Genomic DNA, 17,753 nt, shown 5'->3' on the forward strand with positions numbered 1-17,753 from the left:
GCGCCGCGAACCGGCGGCGTATCCCTGGACGGGGTGACGCCCGCCAGCGAAGGCAGGGTGGGCCTGGGCGGACAGGTATTGTTCGATCAGCTGGGGCCGCAGGAAGCATTGTCTTTCTACGGTTCCTATTCCTACCGCATCCCGCTGGACGAGGAAAACACTAAACGCCTGTGCATCGGCATCGGCGGCGGTGTGAGCCAGTATTCCATAGACGGGGCGGCGCTGCAGTACGTGGACAACGACGACGTGGCCATTCCCACCGGCAAAACCAGCACCTGGGTACCTGATGCGCGTTTCGGCGTGTATTATTACACGTCTAAGTTCTACGCCGGTGTGTCTGTCATGGATCTTTTTTCCCTTTACTCCGACGCTTCGCGCTATAACTGGAAAGGCAACAATTATTCCACCATCCGCAAAACGCAGCACCTGTATGTAACGGCGGGTACGGTGTTCCCGCTGGGGGAAAAGCTCCAGCTGAAGCCGTCGTTCCTGGTGAAGGAAGACTTCAAAGGGCCTACCAGCCTGGACCTGAACGCCTTCCTGCTGATCGGGGACCGGATATGGGTGGGCGGATCTTACCGCACCAATGTGAGCATCTGGAAAAAGACGGCCCTTCAGCGCGACCTCCAGGAGACGAACGCGGCCAGCGCCATGGTGGAATTCTATGCCACCCAGCAGCTGCGCATCGGTTATTCCTACGATCTGAACGTGAATAAAATGGCGGGATACCAGGGCGGATCGCATGAGATCTCCCTCGGCTTTTTATTCCCTTCCAAAAAATTCACGGTACAGAATCCCCGGTATTTTTAAACCCATTACTTAAGGACGTATGATACGACGCAGTTTAACCTTTATCCTGACCATGACGCTTGCCGGCAGCCTGTATGCACAGGAGCAGAAAAGCGTGCTGCAACTGGCTGAAGAAGCCTATGCACGCGAAGAGTATGCGGTGGCAGGGGCGCTGTACAAACGGCAGGCCCGCAGCAAAGGCGACAGAACGCCGGTGGCCCTGCTCATGAAAATGGCGCGCAGCTACCAGGAGATCGGCTACTTTAAAGAAGCGGCGGGCTTTTACCAGCAGATCATCGCACGGCCGGATCACCCTGCGGCGGCTTATTTCGCTTACGGCGAAGCGCTGCGGCAGCTGGAACAATACGATTCCGCCCGGCAGCAATACGCCCTGTTCACCACTGCGAATGCAGACAGTATAAAGCTGAAAGAAATAGCGCTGCGCGGCTGCGACAGCGCCGCCGTGTGGAAACCCGCGCCGGTGCAGCTCCAACCGCTCAAAGAACTGAACACACCCGGCTCCGACCTGGTGAGCGGCGTGATCAAACAGGGACTGCTGCTGATGTCTAACGGCTACCGCGAACTGGTGCTCAACGGCAATGCGGAATCCAACCCGCAAACGGACCTGCGCACGAAGCAGCCTTTTTACAAAGCCTACGTATACCAGCAATACACACAAGGCAATGCCACGATGTACCTGGAAGAGCTGGTGCCGAAGCTGCTCGGTAAATATGATTACCACATCGGCCCGGTCAACATGAACCGCACGGAAGATACGCTCTATGCTACCATCAACATACAGGGAAAGAAAGTGCCCTTTACCGGCAAAGGCCCGGTGAACGGGGTGCGCCAGCTGCAGATCTACCAGTCCGTTAAAACCGGCGGCAAATGGGGCGAGATGGTGCTGCTGCCGGGCATTAACGTGGCGGGCCATTCCTCCAGCCATGCGGTGCTCAATACGGACGGCAGCATCCTGTATTTCGTGTCGGACCGCCCCGGCGGTTTCGGGCAAACGGACCTGTGGTACGCTGAAAAACAGGCTGACGGCAACTGGGGCTCGCCGGTGAACTGCGGGGATAAGATCAATACCATCGCGGCGGAAACATTCCCCACCGTGAACGAAGACGGCATCCTTTACTTTTCCAGCAAAGGCTACGCCGGGCTGGGCGGTTATGACATCTATCGCGTGAAAGGCGGGAAAACCAGCTGGGAAACGCCGGAAAATATGAAAGCGCCTTTCAACTCCGGTGCGGACGATATCGGCCTGGTGCTCAAACACAATGGCTATGAAGGGTATATGTCCTCCAATAAACCAGGCGGCATGGGCCGTGATGATATTTATTATTTCGCGGACCTGGATTACACCAACCGGGTGAACCATATTGCTCCTCCAGGCGTGATCGATCACAGCAAACAACCGCCTGTGACGCCTTCCACCGGTACGACCGGCACTACGGGCACCACCGGCCAGCCGCCTGTGCGCAGGCAGCTGACCGCTGAAGAGGAAGAAGACCGGCGTACGCTGGAGCAGCTGAAGTTCCTCTACGACTACAACAGCGCCCGCCTGCTCACCGAATCGCGGCAGGTGCTGGACAGGGTGGCCGACGTGCTGAAACGCAGGCCGGACTGGAAGATCGTGATCGCTTCGTTTGCGGACAACCGCGGCGCGGATCAGTATAACACCGATCTGTCTGCCCTGCGTTGCTTCTCCGTGATCGATTATCTCGTGAATAAAGGCATCGACCCGAAACGCCTCTATTACGCGAACAAAGGCGAGCTGGAACCGGTGAACAGGTGTAAGGACGGCGTGCCTTGCAGCGAGGAAGAATACCGGCAGAACAGGCGTTCGGAAATGAAAGTAAGATGGTAATAACAACTGATTATAAGGGACACTACTATTGGACAGGTTATGTTGACGCATAACCGGAATGTAAGTACCAGCCAGTCATGGTGGGTAATCCCTGAACAATACGTATACCTCAACTTTGGCAAATGTGCATATGCTAAGAAGCCGGAATTTTTTCCGGCTTTTGTTTTTAGGTTGATTAAAAAGGGCCGTCGCGCCTCCTGCACAAATCCCCCGCAGCTCCTCGCAATGACGGCTCTTCTAATGCAATGACAGGCCCGGCTTATTTCCCCCTGGCAGCAAACGGATAATTGTTGTATTTGGGGTACATTTGAATATCCAAAACCTCTGCTTATGCAATCTCCCGGTTTTGATTTTCAACGTTCCCTGAACCAGGCGCCCGTCCTGGAAAATTTCAATGCATTTACGGCGAATGCGGCGCTTCAGGATGCCCTGCATGCCTATGGCGGCGGCTGGATGAACGAACAGGCTTCTGCGTTCGGGGCGCTGATGGGAAGCCGCGATATGCAGGAAGCAGGGCATCTCGCCAACAGGCATACGCCCGTGCTCAACACCCACGACCGCTTTGGCAACCGCCTCGACGTAGTGGAGTATCATCCTGCCTATCACCGGATGATGGAGGTTTCCATACACGGGCAGGTGCATTCCATCGCATGGACTTCCCGGCAAAAAGGGCGTTACCTGGCGCACAGTGTATTGTCGTACCTGAAACAGCAGATAGATGAGGGCAGCAGCTGCCCGCTGACAATGACCTTTGCCGTGGTGCCCTCGCTGGAGATTGCACCGGATATCGCGCAGGAATGGCTGCCATTGGTGCTTTCCAACGAATACGACGAAAGGAATATCCCTTATTTCAACAAAAAAGGCGTTACGTTCGGCATGGCCATGACCGAGCCGCAGGGTGGCAGCGATGTGCGGGCCAATCTTACTTTTGCGAAGCCGGCCGGCAAAGGCGTGTACCGGATCACCGGCCGGAAGTGGTTTTGCAGCGCGCCTATGAGCGACGCGTTCCTGGTGCTGGCGCAAACGGAAAAGGGGCTGAGCTGTTTCCTCGTTCCCCGGTTCACCCCGGAGGGCGAAAAGAACGGGCTTCATTTCCAACGGCTGAAAGATAAGCTGGGCAACCGTTCCAATGCATCGGGAGAAGTTGAGTTCCACGAAGCATGGGGCCGGATCATCGGCGAAGAGGGAAGGGGCATCCCCAACATTATGGAAATGGTGCGGCATACACGGATGGATTGTGCCATCGGTTCCGCGGCCACGATGCAGCGGGCGGTGGCCGAAGCGATCCATCATTGCACTTACCGCAGCGCTTTCGGGCAACGGCTGGCAGACCTGCCGTTGATGAAGAACGTGCTGGCTGACCTGAGCCTTGAATGCGAAGCCGCCACTACGCTGGCTATGCGGCTGGCTAAGGGTTTCGATGATGCGCCGGGTGATGAGGAGGCCATGCATTTTACCCGCATTGCTACTGCCGTTGGGAAATTCTGGAACACCAAACGCGCGGTGCTCGCAGTGGGCGAAGCGCTGGAATGCATAGGCGGCAACGGTTACGTGGAAGAATCCATCATGCCCAGGCTCTACCGCGATGTGCCGGTCAATTCCATCTGGGAAGGATCGGGTAACGTGCAGGCGCTGTATGTGCTCCGCGCGATGCATAAAGAGCCGCGCAGCATGGAAGCGCTGATGAATTATTTCCGGTCCGCCCGCGGCCTTGATGCCGCCCTCGATGCTCACCTGGACGGACTGCGGCAGTTATTGTCCGACCCTGGCGCCTACGAATTCAAAGCGAGGATCATCGTGGAGAAAATGGCCCTGGCTATGCAGGCCACAGAGCTGATCCGCATAGCGCCGCCCGCCGTAGCGCAGCTATTCTGCAAGGCAAGGCTTTCAAAAACAAGGAACCTCACATGGGGAACACTGGAAAATGCCGCAGTGCTGGATGAAGTGATCGCGCGTACATACCGGGCCGCGGATAAATGAGCCCTTTGGTTTTTGCAGCGCATTTGTTATTTTTAAATATACTTTCTTTAAACACAGACACGGATTCCATGCGCTCAATCACGATATTTCTATTCTTCTTAACCTGCTTTGCCACAACAGCCACCGCGAACGCGGAGCCGCAACAAGGCATGCAATTCTTTGAAGGAACCTGGCAGGAATTGCTGGACGCCGCAAAAAAGCAGGGGAAGCTTATTTTTGTGGATGTATATACAGACTGGTGCCCCCCCTGTAAACAAATGGACAAGGAAATATTTCCTTTGAAAGAAGTGGGCGATACCTACAACAGCATGTTCCTCAACTACCGCCTGGACGCTGAAAAAGGCGAAGGCGTAGCTATTGCGGGGAAATATTCGGTAAAGGCTTATCCTACTTACCTCTATCTTAACGCGGAAGGAACCCTGCTGCACCGTGCCGTGGGTTTTCAGCCGGTAGCCTCACTCTCCGCACATGCAGCCAGCGCAATGTCCGCAGGCGCGGGAGGCAACAGTGCCGGCGCTTTGGAAAAAGAATTCAGGAGTGGAAAACGTGCCCCGGAATTCCTGCGCGGTTACCTCAAACGTTTGGCCGAACTGGAACTGGATAATACAACCGTGTTAAATGCCTACGTTGAAGCGGTGCCTTCCGCCAGGCTGGCTTCGCCGGAAGAACTGGCGTACCTGGCTGAAAATGTTTCCGGCGCGCGTTCCAACGCGCTGGTATTTCTCATGGATCATTATACTTCGCTGCCCGCAGAACAGAAGAAAAAAACAGCAGCCCGCGTGTATTCCAGGGCGCTTTACAATTCAGCCGGCCAGGCCTGGAAAGAAGGGCGGCCGCTGGAATTGAGGCAGATCATTACTTACATGGAAACGCTCGCGCCGGAGCTGCCTGTTGCGCACCATGGAGGCATCAGTAAGATGAAGATGCTGTATTACGGGATGGTAAAGGATCTGGCGAAACTAAAAGAAACGGGTTACCGCATAGTGGGCAATACCATGAATATTTCCCTGGATTCGATCCGCGCGGAAGACGCGCGTATGTACGGGCAAACCATGAAACCATTTCTCAGCGGTGAGCAGGACAGCACGAAGGTTCCGGGTTTCCAGGAAGAGAAGCAGTTTATCATCAACCAGTATTCCCGCAAGATCAGCAGTCCGCTGTATGAAACCGCTGCCGCATTTGCCGCCTCCCTGGATGCGGGCGATGCAGCCCTGGCAGACGCTCTTCAATGGGCGGAGCGGGTAAAGCTGCTGATGCCGCCAAGTCCGGCCATAGACAGCCTGGTCAATAAGCTGAAAACAAAGGCTCCTCCCAAAAATTAACGATAACAGCCGAATTCCGTTTCAAAGGAAGACAGGTCGCATTCCAGCGCCCGGCGGTCCCAGTGGTTGGTGTTTGCCGCCGCTTCGTAAGTGGATTGCAGGAAGGCGAGCAAGGTTTCTTCAGGGTCGGCTGATTGCTGTACAACATCGTACGGCAGCAGGAATTCTCCCATTTCATTACTGTAAAAAGCGCCTTCGGGCTGAACCGGCTGCGTGGCGAACGCCGGCGCGGCGGGGTAGGAGTAGGCATAAAAAGCGGCGTGCGGGTATTGGTCGCTGCCGGGCCAGAAACCGCAGGAGCTTACTTCTTTGGAATATGCTTCCTGCATGACCTTAGCGGGCATGTTAGGCGCGGAACCCTGGTGGGGAGGCGCATCGCGGCCTGAAAAACGCGTCACCGCCAGGTCGAACGCGCCCCAGAAGAAATGCACGGGGCTGCACTTGCCGGTAAAGCGGGTACGGAAGCGGGTGAGAACATTGTGCACCTTCACCAGCGCCCGCCAGAAAGCTTCCATCTGGGCGCGATCATAGGATTTGTGCTGCTCATCTTCCGCGAAAGGAATGGCATTTTCCAGCTCACTGGGAACGCCGTAGATGCTTACGTCTATATTCAGCAGGGCAATTTTTTCGAACAGTTCCCGGTGAAAGTCGGCAACAGACCTGGGCCTTAGCTGCAGCACTTCCTGCCGGCCTTCGCTGGTGGTGATTACCAGCCGGTGTTGCACAAAATCGAAATCTACCTGGAAAATGCCGTTCTGGTAAGGCATGCTACCGGTGCTGAGGCCGTTGGGGCTTACGTAGAGCGTTACGTGCCAGGAATGGTTCAGCCAGGGCATTTTTCTCAACCTGATCTTCCCCACGATCTGCGTCCAGCGGTGAACGGTGGCCAGGGTGTCTTTCCAGGTTGTATAATCCAGTACGGGCCAGTTGTTTTGCATAGCGGTGGTTTTGAGTACTATCATTAACAAATCAACCCGTTATAAGTTGAGAAAGGTGCAAGCCTTCGTTACGGCTGCTTCTCCGCAAGGTCCTTTATAATGGCCATCGCCTGGTCCCACATCCCGGCATGAAAGGCGATATCCTTTTTGGTGATAAGGCCCGCTTCGATGTGCAGGTTATTGGTGCCGTCCGGATTGGGGGAGAGGTGGATCAGCTCCGAGTAATCGCCCAGAGGCGCGCCTGCCGCCGGTGTTACGTCGTCGTAATAACGGATATGCAGGAGCGTTTCCGGCTGGAACTTTTCCAGGATGCCGCTGGCGCCGATGTCGCCGGCTGTGTCTCTCCAGATAACGGATGAGCCTTTTTTCCAGTCCGTTTCGATAAATGCCCCGCCGCCGAAAGCTTTACCCCATTGGTGGTTGGGATTGAGTATGATATTCCAGATAACATCCGTGGGCGCGTCGATCAGGATGGATTTTTTGATATCCTCTTTCTCCACGAAGTTGCGCAGCGATTCGCCGAGGATCGCGCTCCATCCTTCCGCCCAGTTGGCTTTGCCGAAATCCGGGTGCGTGAAGGTGTCCGTGCCGGAATGCGTCAGTTTCAGGCGGGTGGAGTTCTTCTCCGCTTTAAACAGCTCGAACGTTACCAGCGACTGCCCGGGATAACCCTCGTAGCGCCAGGTGTAGGAAAGTTTTTCAGGTTTCACCGCTTCCACCACTTCACATTCGTGTTTGAAATGTATGCCTTCGCTTTCGCCTGTGAAATAAAAGCGGAAGCCCGGTTCCGGTTTAAAATCGGATACATCGAAGTACCATTCTCTCATCTGTGCTTTATTGGTGAGGGCTTCCCAAACCCTTTCCACAGGAGCTTCGTAAGTGCGTTCAAATACCAGCGGTTTCATGATGCGGTCATTTTTTTGGTGAAAACAACTGTTCGCCCCGGATGTTTCCCGGTTCCGTGCGGTAAATATACATGTAACCATTTGGTTACGCAAATTTATTTTGGAATTTGATCAGGCTGGAAATTTGTATAAGATGGCAGCAACTCTAATGTTTAGCCGCGCCCGATATGAGGAAGAAACGATGGTGCTGAAAACACTGGACCGCATGCCTTTCTTTTTTGATACGGTGTTTGTGACCGGGAAGAACAGGGGTGGTGAGGACGTTTATGAAATAAAACTCAATCCCTTTTCAACCAACCCGTAATACTCATCCTGGGTTTGTTGGCCACCAGCACCTCATGCTCCAGCTCGCTGCTTTTAAAGAATACGGTCTTGCCACCAGTGGGATCTATTTCCTGCGAAGCGGCCCCTGCGTGGTGGATGGACAGCTGCCCGCCGTCCCCGGCGATCCAGTCTGTATTGAGGTAAATGATCATGGAGTATTGGCGGCTCTCGTTATTGCGGAACTGGTCGAGGTGCTTTTTGTAGAAGCTTCCTTTTTCATACAAGGCGTAATGGAATTCATACCCGGTGATACCGGTATAACAGGAGCTGTTTAAATGAAGTATAAAAGCATCCATCACGGCAAAAAAGGCGTTCTCATGCTCATTGTTATGCTTTTTGTCCAGCCAGTAGATCATATCGCTGCGAACGGCTTTGTCGTGCGCCACCTGTTCGCCGTTGCCCGTACCGGCGGCCTGCATTTCTTTGCCGGCGTAAAGGAGGGTCAGGTTGTTCTTCAGGCCGCCGGCCAGCTGTACGCTCAGGAAATTTTCCGCAATGCCTACTTTATTGTCAATAAAACTGTTGATGAGCGTGTCGAAGGCCTTTTGCATGAAGCGGAGGGTTATAAGGACAGAATTATCCGTATTCCGGTGAAGGTAAGATTAATCGGGCTGGGAAAGCGCTTCAGGTCATGATTTACAGGCACTTTATGCGCCGTGAACTAACTGGAATGCCATTTGCAGGATATATAACGGCTATTCCGCCCAAAACACGCGTATGTTAAAGATGCTCCTGATATCGTTCCTGCTGTGTATGCTTCATCTGCCCGGTTATATTTCCATGGCGGGCGTGGTAACCGGGAGCGAAAGGTATGCCGGGAATGAAAGAACTTATCATTACACCCTCGGCCAACGGTCCGTTCCCTTAAAGGTAACCGCTTACGGCAACAGGAAAGACGTGGTGATGATCAGCCTGCACGACGATGAAACCACCGGCGTGGAAGCCGCCAGGGCCGTGCTGGAGAGAACAGGCGGCATTTTGCTCAGCATCGGAAACAATAACCAGCGGAACATTACATTCACGCAGCGGGGAATAACATACCGGTTCGATCCTAACCGGATGTTCACCAAGACCGGCATTAAAGCCACGTTGCAGGAATACAGCAAACAAAGCACAAAATCAGCCATCAACGCGATCCATGGTTTCAGCAACTTCGTATTGAACCAGGTTCCTTCCGGCGCTGTGGTGCTGATCGCGCTGCACAACAACGACGACGCGGGCTTTTCCGCCCTTACCTACATGAAAGGCGGCGAATGTGAAAAGGATGCCGCTGCCGTTCATCAAAGCGATACCCGCGATCCGGATAATTTTTTCCTGACCACCGATAAGCTTTTTTTCCGTAAGGTCCGGACTTCCGGTTATAACGCCATCCTGCAGCATCATAAGGCAAAAGATGATGGTTCCCTGAGCGTTTTCTACGGAAAGAAAAACAGGCGTTATGTCAATATAGAAGCGGAAACGGCGAACGTAGCGGAACAAAAGGAAATGATCGAAACGGCCGTTTCCTTTATCCGGGAAGCAAAAGGCAGATCACGCAAGGCAGCCCGCCGGCAGATGGATAAAACTATCTGACTATTGCCGGCATGAGCGTGGGGAATGTCCAGGCGAAATGATGTTTTTCATAAATGACCGGGAGATGCGGCGCTGTGAAGGATCTGTAGGTCTCGTCTTTGTATATCCCGTACATGGCGTCAAAAAGATTGGCGGGCCAGAACCCGGTGCCCGAGGTGGGGCTGCCAGTATTCGGGTTGTTGAACCATTTCCATTCCGCCGGATGCTGCTGGTAATAAAGCAGGTAATCCAGCGCCTTTTTAATGGACCTGCCGCCGTTCTCCAGTGTGAACAGGTTTTCGCCGGTGGTATTGTACGCCACCCAGCAGGAAGCTGTAATGGGCGCCAGGGAGAAGTAAGTATACCACAGGCCGTTTTTCTCCCGTTTTACTTCTTCTACCATATGGCCATCCACCGCTATTTTATCGAACAGGTCGGATTTGATCAAACGGATGTTCTCGGCCATATCCGCCTCATCATCCAGGTAATAATCCGCCAGCATGGAGCCATAACGGCCCCAGTCCGCCCAGTTGTTCTTTCGGTGGCGGATCTGGTTGGCGGCTTCCCGGTAAACATTTTTCACCCATCCCGCAAAACGCTCCCGGTCTGCTTTTTCCCATTTTTTAAAAGGCCGCATCAGCTCGCCGGCAATCACCATGGAAGTGCCGGAGTAGCTCAGTACAAGCGGGCCGTCGTAATCGGAATAACGGGTGTTGATGGCGCCCCAGGCGTTTAAGAAATACAACGCCTTTTCGGCATATTTTTTTTCGCCGGTGAGCTGCCAGGCCAGCGCGCAGGCATACGCGGCAAAGCCGTCGGTTTGTATGGATTGGGAGTTTTCCCTGTGCTCTTTAGGTTTGATGTAATACCCGGGAATGCTCAGGTCCGCCAGTGCATGATGCGTGGAAGACAGCGCCTGGTCTGCCTTTGCGAGGAGCTGCATGCTGGCCGCGTAAAACGGTTCTTTTTTCTGCCTGATCTGCTCCTTCACATAGGCGATCTGCGCTTTGGTATGCATGCCGCCGGGATGTTCATTCGCAGAGACGGTAGCCGCGCAAAAAAGGATGACGGCGGATAATAAAAAGGCCTTCAGGTGATATTGTTTCATAACATAACGTGGTAAGTGTTTAAAACTACTGATTATTATCTCCCCGTGCAAGCGTGTTTTGCCCGGTTTGTCCGGATGCCTTATCTTTAACTGGTCTGGCAAGAGCCCCGGAGCCCCGGCGAGTTTTGGCCCTTATGAGAAATGATCATCCACACCGAAACGGCCGGCAAAATCTAATCACCATATAAAACCTAAAGCAGTATGAAATTATCAAAAGTATTTACCCTGATGTTATTCCTCGTTGCGGCGCTCAATTTCGCCCATGCCCAAACCACGCCCGCCGAATGGGCTAAAGAATGGGAGAGGGCAAAAGCCTACACACTGGACTATCTAAATGCCATGCCCGACGCTGGTTACAGCCTTAAGCCCACGCCTGAGATCCGGTCCTTCGCTGAGCAAATGCTGCACCTGACCGAAGACAACTACATATTCATCTCCGCGATGGAAGGAACAAAAAGCCCTCTTGAAGGCTTGGAAAAGAACACCACCGATAAATCCAAAGAGAACATTACGAAGCTTGTTTCGGCAGGATATGACTTTGTCATCAGCGCGGTAAACAAAATGACGGCCGCCCAGCTAAATGAAAATATCAAACTGTTCGGGCAGTTTGACCTGACCAGGAATGTGGCATTGGCGAAAGCGTTTGAGCATCAAACGCATCACCGGGGTCAGGCGACGGTTTACCTGCGTTTGGCGGGCGTTAAGCCTCCACAGGAAAAACTATTTTGATTTTTGCCTGAATACAAAAAGAAAAGGGCAAACCGGGATAATCCCTGGTTTGCCCTTTTTCAGGTGGCGGCCCTGAGGTATAATTTTTTGCAGCTCAATCCGGTATCTGCACCTGCTGGTCTTCTTCGGGTATCTGGGTATTCTTCACCCTCTCCAATACCATGGATCCCGCAAAGCGGTATTTTAACGGGTATGCCGGGTTGGTAATATCGTCATATTCATATTCCAGGTACATGGTGGTGTATGTTTTCTCCAGGTAAGGCTGCACTTCGTCCATTCTCTTGCTGACAGTATAGGTGCCTTTTTGCTGGGAGAAATGGATGGCCGGGTTATCGGAGGCCAGCGTCACGGTGCTGTCCTGGTTAAATGTCGCGCTGATCTTATAGGAGGCTCTGTCCACGGCTTCTTCCTCCGTTACGCCTGCGTAAAAGAAAACAGCTTTTTCATTGACCACCCAGGTGTTCCTGTGAGGCACTGTCAGCGCCGTCTGGCTGTTCTCGCTCCTCGTCCTGTCCCAAACAGCGCCGGCAACGGAATATTTCCCGGAGAAATCGTTGAACGGTATGATGCTGATCAGCGACTTTTTATAATGCTTCAATACAGACGGCGAATACACGGAAGTGGAAACGATCTGTAACGGCAGGATATACTTATTCACCAGGTCTATCCCGTTCAGCGTTAAGTTGAGGGTAAGATAACCTGTGCTTTCACCTTTGGGAATGGTGGCGGTGAAAGATTTTATATTGTAATAATCAGCGGGAAGCTCTTTGAAATAGAGGTCTTCCCGGAGCCGGAACCTGTCGAAATTCAAATTGGTCAGCGTATCCCGGTCGAGGGCAATGGTTACCTGCACGTCCGTGTTATTTTCGGTGGAACCGCTCAGTACAAGCGGTATTTTGACGGGAATATGCCCTCCCTGCTCTTTGTATTTCACATATACCTGCACAACGCCGTTCTTGCCGAATGCGACATACTTCGTAAAAAGTTCATCTTCCCATTCCTTGTTGCACGCGCCAACGGCGATGAACAAACATAACCCGATGAGATAATATAAGTGCTTCATGATGTTCTTATTTTAATTGAATGTTGTCCACCCGGGGTTTTGAGTCAGTTTCCTGTTCGTTCTCAGCTCGCTGTGCGAGATGGGCCACAGGTACATCTTCTTCACAAAGATGGTGGGCATGGAAGGCACGGCAACCGGGATATAGAAGAGGTCGCGCTGGTCTTCCGTCATGTTCATATTACAGCCCATCACCGGTGTGGATTCCTCGATGGGAGCGTCTTTCCAGCGTCTCAGGTCATAATAGCGGTGCCCTTCGGCGAATAATTCGATCTGGCGTTCTCTTTTCAGGGCTTTCCTCAGGTTTTCTTTTGAGGCATACACGCCGGCGTCGAAATCCGGTACGCCTGCCCTGATACGTATCTGGCTGATGTATTTGCTGATCTCGGCGGCATTCCTTCCAACGGTAATGCTCCCGGTGCCCAGGTAATTGGGAATGGTGTGCGTGCCGTTCAATTCGTTCAATGCCTCCGCATATATCAGCAACATCTCCGCATACCTGATTGCCGGTTCAATTTTTGGCACTACAAAACCGCCTTCCATGAAAGAATCGAAGGGGTTGTAATATTTTTTGATCCCCATTCCCGTTCTGATATGGAATGCAGGGGAGGAGGGCTGCTTGCCGTCTGTGTGCCCCCTGTAATAGAATACCTGCTTATACCTGTCTTCCACCTTCCTGGCGCTGGTGCCTTCCCACATGCTTCCGTTGTAGGCCACGGAGGCATAAAAACGGGGTTCCCTGTTGGCATACTGCATGGATACATTGGCAGGCAGCGGCTTATGGTCTTCCTTATTGGTGGTAAAGCCAGTTACACGCGGGTTCAGTGGTACATTGGCCCCGTCGTTCATGTAATAGGCGTCCGCCTGCTTCTGGGTGATGCCATGCGTATTCCAGCCTTTTAATGAAAAGGGTACCTGGTGCAGCACCATCTGGCTGATCCCTTCCGAGCTTTGCTCCGTAACGCGGGAAAAAATGATCTCGGGGTTGGCGTTGTAGGCTAAAGCGCCGTTGAACAGCTGGCTGTAGGATTGGAAAGGATCGATATCCTTCCATCCCAGGGGAAAAGCATTGTCGGAATAAAGCGGATGATACGGCGGAACGATCGTTCTGGGCTGCGTGGCGCTTTGATCCTGGGCATTGAACGGCGCGGTGAACAGCTTGTAAACATTCATGTCGATCACATCTTTGGCGGCTGCGGCGGCTTTGGCCCATTTGGTTTCGTCGTACGACTGGGAAATGAGCTGGCGGCCGGTGTTGTCCACCAGGTCCGCCATTTCGGGGTTCCCGTTGAAAAGCGGGCTGGCGCCGAACAAATATACTTTTGCGCGCGCGCCCAGCGCGGCTCCCTTGGTAGGCCGGGCCGCATCCCTGTTGGTGCGTTGCAGCGGAAGGTCTCTGGCCGCTGTAGCCAGTTCCTTTGTGATAAAATCCACGCACTCATCGTAGGAGTTCCTGGGCTGGGACAGGTTTTCATACTCAATGGTGTAGTCGATCCCTTCGTCGGCAACAATAGGAACGGGGCCGTATTTCCTCAGCAGCAGCCAGTAATAATAAGCCCTGAGGAACCGCGCCTGCGCCTTGTTGTCCGCTATCTCTTCGGGGGACATCTCCCGGTTCTTGTCGATATTATGTATGAAGATAGATGCCTTGCGGATGCCCTGGTAGCAGGAAGACCAGGACGATTGGTCCCATGTTTCATCATACTCGCCGTTTTTGTACCGGCGGTATTTATCGTCCCTGTCTCCAAAGAACATATCATCGGAGATGAAATTGAACGGAGTAAGGCCCTTACTGGCCACGTCGGCATTTTCACTGCGCAGATGGATGTAGGTGCTGGCCAGCCATTGTTCTGAATAGTCCCTTCTCGTAAAAAGCGTGTCGGTGTTCAGGCGGTCTTTAAAAAAATGGTCCATATCCAGGTACTTCTTGCAGGAACCCAACAGCAGGAGCCCTGTAAGCGCGCAGAGAAATGGAACGACCAATCTCTTTGCCCGGGAACCGGTGTGGCCCGCATGCCCGGTTGGCTGCCCGGATGTTTCCAACCATTTATTCACTTTAGTTTTGTTCATAACATTAGATGGATTAAACTTCCCCTTAAAAATTGATAGTAAGTCCGCCGGTGATCGTTTTGGCCGGAGGATAATTCATCCCGTTCCCGCTGCCGAGTTCCGGGTCCCAGAGGTCCAGGTGGTCCCAGACCACCAGGTTGTACCCCATCACATAAAACCTTGCGCTGTTGATATGCGCCCACCGGGTGATCCGCTGGGGCAGGGTATAACCCAACTCAATATTTTTCAGGCGGAGGTAAGCACCGTTGCGCAGCCAGTAGGTGGATGCCCGGTAGTTGTTGGGATTGCCGCCGTAGCTGAGCCTGGGATATTTGGCGTTCGGATTCTCCGTTGCAGGATCGCCCGAAATATCTTTTGATATCCACCTGTTGCCCGGCACGGCCACGTCTGTAAGGATATTTCCCCAGCCGCCTTCCGCAAACGGGTATACGCTGGGCCCGTTAATGAAATACGACGATTTGCCGGCTCCCTGGAAGTGGATGTTGAAATCTATGCCGCGCCACCTGGCGGACATGCCTACGCCGTATATCAGGCTGGGCACGCGGGATGCGCCGATGGGCACAATATCGTCGTCGTTGATGATGCCGTCGCCGTTTACATCCTTGTATTTGATATCCCCGGGCTGGTAGGAGCCGAAGGTCTGTTTGGGGCTGTGCCTTATTTCGTCATAATCCTTGAACAATCCCTGCGCGATCAGGCCGCGCGCCTGGTCGAGCCTGAACCCCTGGGTCATCCGGTAAGGCAGGTTATTGGCTTCTTCGTCGAAGGCGATCACTTTGTTTTTAAAGTAAGTGATGTTGCCTCTCATCGTAAAGTCGATCCCCCTGACCTTCCTGTTCATATTGAATTGCGCGTCAAACCCCTGGTTTTCCATGACGCCCACGTTTGCCCAGGGTTGGCTCACGATGCCTACCATGGCCGGCAAATGCGACCGTTGTTTGTAGATCTTTTCTCTTTTTTCTTTGAAGAGGTCGACAGTGATGGAAAACAGGTCCCTCAGGTTCATTTCAATACCCAGGTCCTGCTTGCGGGCCACCTCCCAGGTTAGCTGCTCGGAGGCTACCTGCTGGTAATACAAGCCGGGATAGGCGTTGGGGCTGATGCTTTCGCCGAAATTATAACCGTCTCCGGCCGCTATCGTGCTCAGGTAAGCAAAGCGGTTGCCGCCGAAGTTATCGTTGCCTACTTCTCCGTAGGAATAACGGATCTTGAGGAACTCCAGCCAGTCGAAATTATCTTTAATGTATTGTTCTTCGGAAATGTTCCAGGCGGCGGAAACCGCGGGGAAGAAGCCGAACTGGTGGCCTGGTTTAAAGTTCTCGGAGCCGGTATAACCAAAATTGAATTCAGCCAGGTAACGGTTGTCGTAACCGTACATCAAACGCCCGGATACCGACTGGTTCCTGCGGGGGATGCCATTGATGATATCTGTTCCCAGGTTCACCGTTTGCCGCTGCTCGCGCTGGAAGTATTTGGCCAGGCCTTCTATCCTGTGCCTTTCAGCGATTGCGCGGCTGTATCTCAGTTCCAGCTCGTACACGGAAACCCGTTCGCCCGCAGCGCTGGTCTCCTGGAACATCAGTGATTCAGGGGATATGCGGTGCATCACCAGGTTGCCGTTGCGGTCCCTTCTTTTCTCGACGTTGTATTGCTCCGGCCATTTTTTCCGGTTGATATTGTTTTCGTTGTTGGCGTCAAATGCAAGGCGGCCGGTGAGCTTCAGGCCAGGGGTAATAAAATCCAGCTTCTGGTCCAGCACGAAGTTGGTCTCTGCCTTGTTCCGCCAGTATTCCCTGTAGCCGGTCTGCGTGGCCAGCACCCAGGGATTCGTTCTGTTGCCGGTACCGTAAGCGGGCACCAGCCCGTTGGAATACATTTTGGGAATGGAAACGGGCGACTGGCCCACGAGAGAATACCAGATATCGTCCTTCAATCCCGGGTAATTTTTCTTTTCCAGGAAACCCGCTACCCCGATGCGGAACAGGGTGGTTTTGGTAACGTCCAGGTCCAGGTTCACCCTGTAGTTCCAGCGGGACAGGTTGGCGTTTGTTTTATACTCCTTCAGGGAAGCGTCTGATTTATACAAACCGCCTTCGTCCACATAGCTGCCGGAAACATAGAACCGGGCAATGGTGGCGCCGCCGTTGATGTTCAGTGCCGCCCGGTTGATGTTGGCGCCGCTTTTCAGCATTTCGTCCTGCCAGTTCACGTTGGGGTACAGGTCCGGGTCCAGGCCAAGGCGGAGTATCTCCAGCTCATTGGCGGTGTAGACCGGTTCCTGGTTCCTCGTTATTTTGGCTTCATTGACCAATGCGGCGTATTGGTTCCCGTCCACGAATTCGGGCGTACGGGTACGCGTGCTGTAGGTATGCTCCACTTTCCCGTCGATGTTTATTTTTCCTGTCTTCCCTTTTTTGGTGGTGATCAGGATCACCCCGTTAGCCCCTCTTGAGCCGTAGATGGCGGTGGCGGAAGCATCTTTTAATACGGAGAACGATTCTATATCCTCGATATTTATTTCATTGAAGGGCCGCTCGAAACCATCTACCAGCACCAGGGCTGCGCTGTTGGCGCCGAAGGTGGAAATACCCCTTATCCAGAATTCCGACTGGTTGCTGCCCGGCTCGCCGGAACGCTGCATGGCGATCACGCCGGCCACATTACCTGCCAGCGCATTCGTGATATTGGCGGTTGGCGTCCGCAGGTCTTTTGGGTCCACCGTAGTAATGGCGCCCGTAACGGTCACTTTTTTCTGTGGCCCGGTGGCGGTAACGACCACCTGTTCCAGGGCGTTGGTATTGGAAGACTGCATGATGACATTCACCACGCGGTTGTCGCGTATGGGCACTTCCCTGGTGGTATACCCTACATAAGAGAATATCAGCGTGTGAAATGGCTCTACAGTGATCTTAAATCTTCCTTTCTCGTCCGTCATGGTGCCCAGGCCCACCCTGTCTTTCACCACAACGTTGGCAAACCCCAATGGCACATGATTGGTATCGGTCACGGTGCCGGTTACTTCTATTGTTTGCTGCGACAAAGCCTTGATGGAAATGGCGATGAAGATCAGGGATAAGTAAAAAATTCTCATTATGAAAGCAATTAAT

At 53.2% G+C, this 17,753-nt stretch carries 14 protein-coding genes; 7 read left to right on the forward strand and 7 right to left on the reverse strand.

Annotated features, from left to right (window positions below; all coding sequences use genetic code 11):
- The 4 genes from ACTJIK_RS19550 to ACTJIK_RS19565 all read left to right on the forward strand — a co-directional run.
- Nucleotides 1–810, forward strand: an 810-nt coding sequence (locus tag ACTJIK_RS19550; RefSeq protein ID WP_440649218.1) for a PorP/SprF family type IX secretion system membrane protein, incomplete at its 5' end; no start/stop codon positions are given.
- A 19-nt stretch (nt 811–829) separates the two neighbouring features.
- The gene (locus ACTJIK_RS19555) at nt 830–2,659 is read left to right on the forward strand and encodes an OmpA family protein (protein ID WP_440649219.1); all 1,830 of its coding nucleotides are present in this window, start codon (nt 830–832) and stop codon (nt 2,657–2,659) included.
- A gap of 330 nt (nt 2,660–2,989) precedes the next feature.
- Nucleotides 2,990–4,639 (forward strand): acyl-CoA dehydrogenase family protein, encoded by a 1,650-nt coding sequence (locus tag ACTJIK_RS19560; RefSeq protein WP_440649220.1) that lies wholly within the window; start codon nt 2,990–2,992, stop codon nt 4,637–4,639.
- A 68-nt stretch (nt 4,640–4,707) separates the two neighbouring features.
- Nucleotides 4,708–5,961, forward strand: coding sequence for a thioredoxin family protein (locus ACTJIK_RS19565; protein ID WP_440649221.1), 1,254 nt, complete (start codon nt 4,708–4,710; stop codon nt 5,959–5,961).
- On the opposite strand, the gene ACTJIK_RS19570 is transcribed toward ACTJIK_RS19565, so the two are convergent.
- Together ACTJIK_RS19570 and ACTJIK_RS19575 are read right to left on the reverse strand one after the other, a co-directional pair.
- Nucleotides 5,958–6,899 (reverse strand): DUF5996 family protein, encoded by a 942-nt coding sequence (locus tag ACTJIK_RS19570; protein ID WP_440649222.1) that lies wholly within the window; start codon nt 6,897–6,899, stop codon nt 5,958–5,960. The genes ACTJIK_RS19565 and ACTJIK_RS19570 overlap by 4 nt on opposite strands.
- Nucleotides 6,900–6,967: 68 nt before the next feature.
- Nucleotides 6,968–7,804 (reverse strand): SRPBCC family protein, encoded by an 837-nt coding sequence (locus ACTJIK_RS19575; RefSeq protein WP_440649223.1) that lies wholly within the window; start codon nt 7,802–7,804, stop codon nt 6,968–6,970.
- A gap of 133 nt (nt 7,805–7,937) precedes the next feature.
- Between ACTJIK_RS19575 and ACTJIK_RS19580 the strand changes: the two genes are divergently transcribed.
- A complete protein-coding gene (locus ACTJIK_RS19580; RefSeq protein WP_440649224.1) occupies nt 7,938–8,108 on the forward strand; it encodes a hypothetical protein in 171 nt (56 codons plus the stop codon).
- Here ACTJIK_RS19580 and ACTJIK_RS19585 read toward each other — a convergent pair.
- Nucleotides 8,083–8,679: a 2OG-Fe(II) oxygenase gene (locus ACTJIK_RS19585; protein WP_440649225.1), complete on the reverse strand. Its 597-nt coding sequence runs from the start codon at nt 8,677–8,679 to the stop codon at nt 8,083–8,085. The genes ACTJIK_RS19580 and ACTJIK_RS19585 overlap by 26 nt on opposite strands.
- A 166-nt stretch (nt 8,680–8,845) precedes the next feature.
- Here ACTJIK_RS19585 and ACTJIK_RS19590 point away from each other — a divergent pair, with 166 nt between their 5' ends.
- Nucleotides 8,846–9,700 (forward strand): hypothetical protein, encoded by an 855-nt coding sequence (locus ACTJIK_RS19590; RefSeq protein ID WP_440649226.1) that lies wholly within the window; start codon nt 8,846–8,848, stop codon nt 9,698–9,700.
- Here the strand turns inward: ACTJIK_RS19590 and ACTJIK_RS19595 are convergent.
- Nucleotides 9,693–10,787: an alginate lyase family protein gene (locus ACTJIK_RS19595; protein ID WP_440649227.1), complete on the reverse strand. Its 1,095-nt coding sequence runs from the start codon at nt 10,785–10,787 to the stop codon at nt 9,693–9,695. The genes ACTJIK_RS19590 and ACTJIK_RS19595 overlap by 8 nt on opposite strands.
- Nucleotides 10,788–10,988: 201 nt before the next feature.
- On the opposite strand from ACTJIK_RS19595, the gene ACTJIK_RS19600 reads away from it, so the two are divergent.
- Entirely contained in the window at nt 10,989–11,516 is a 528-nt protein-coding gene (locus ACTJIK_RS19600; protein ID WP_440649228.1) for a DinB family protein, read from the forward strand.
- Between the two features lie 94 nt (nt 11,517–11,610).
- Here the strand turns inward: ACTJIK_RS19600 and ACTJIK_RS19605 are convergent, their stop codons facing one another.
- Genes ACTJIK_RS19605 through ACTJIK_RS19615 form a run of 3 tightly spaced genes read right to left on the reverse strand, consistent with a single transcriptional unit; the run spans nt 11,611 to nt 17,737 of the window.
- On the reverse strand, nt 11,611–12,579 hold the full coding sequence (locus tag ACTJIK_RS19605) for a DUF4973 domain-containing protein (protein ID WP_440649229.1): 969 nt from the start codon (nt 12,577–12,579) through the stop codon (nt 11,611–11,613).
- Nucleotides 12,580–12,591: 12 nt separating this feature from the next.
- Nucleotides 12,592–14,646, reverse strand: a complete 2,055-nt coding sequence (locus tag ACTJIK_RS19610; protein WP_440649230.1) for a RagB/SusD family nutrient uptake outer membrane protein — start codon at nt 14,644–14,646, stop codon at nt 12,592–12,594.
- A 25-nt stretch (nt 14,647–14,671) separates the two neighbouring features.
- Nucleotides 14,672–17,737, reverse strand: coding sequence for a SusC/RagA family TonB-linked outer membrane protein (locus ACTJIK_RS19615; protein WP_440649231.1), 3,066 nt, complete (start codon nt 17,735–17,737; stop codon nt 14,672–14,674).
- Nucleotides 17,738–17,753 lie beyond the last annotated feature (16 nt).

The organism is Chitinophaga sp. 22620 (genome assembly GCF_052044405.1).
Classification (GTDB): domain Bacteria; phylum Bacteroidota; class Bacteroidia; order Chitinophagales; family Chitinophagaceae; genus Chitinophaga.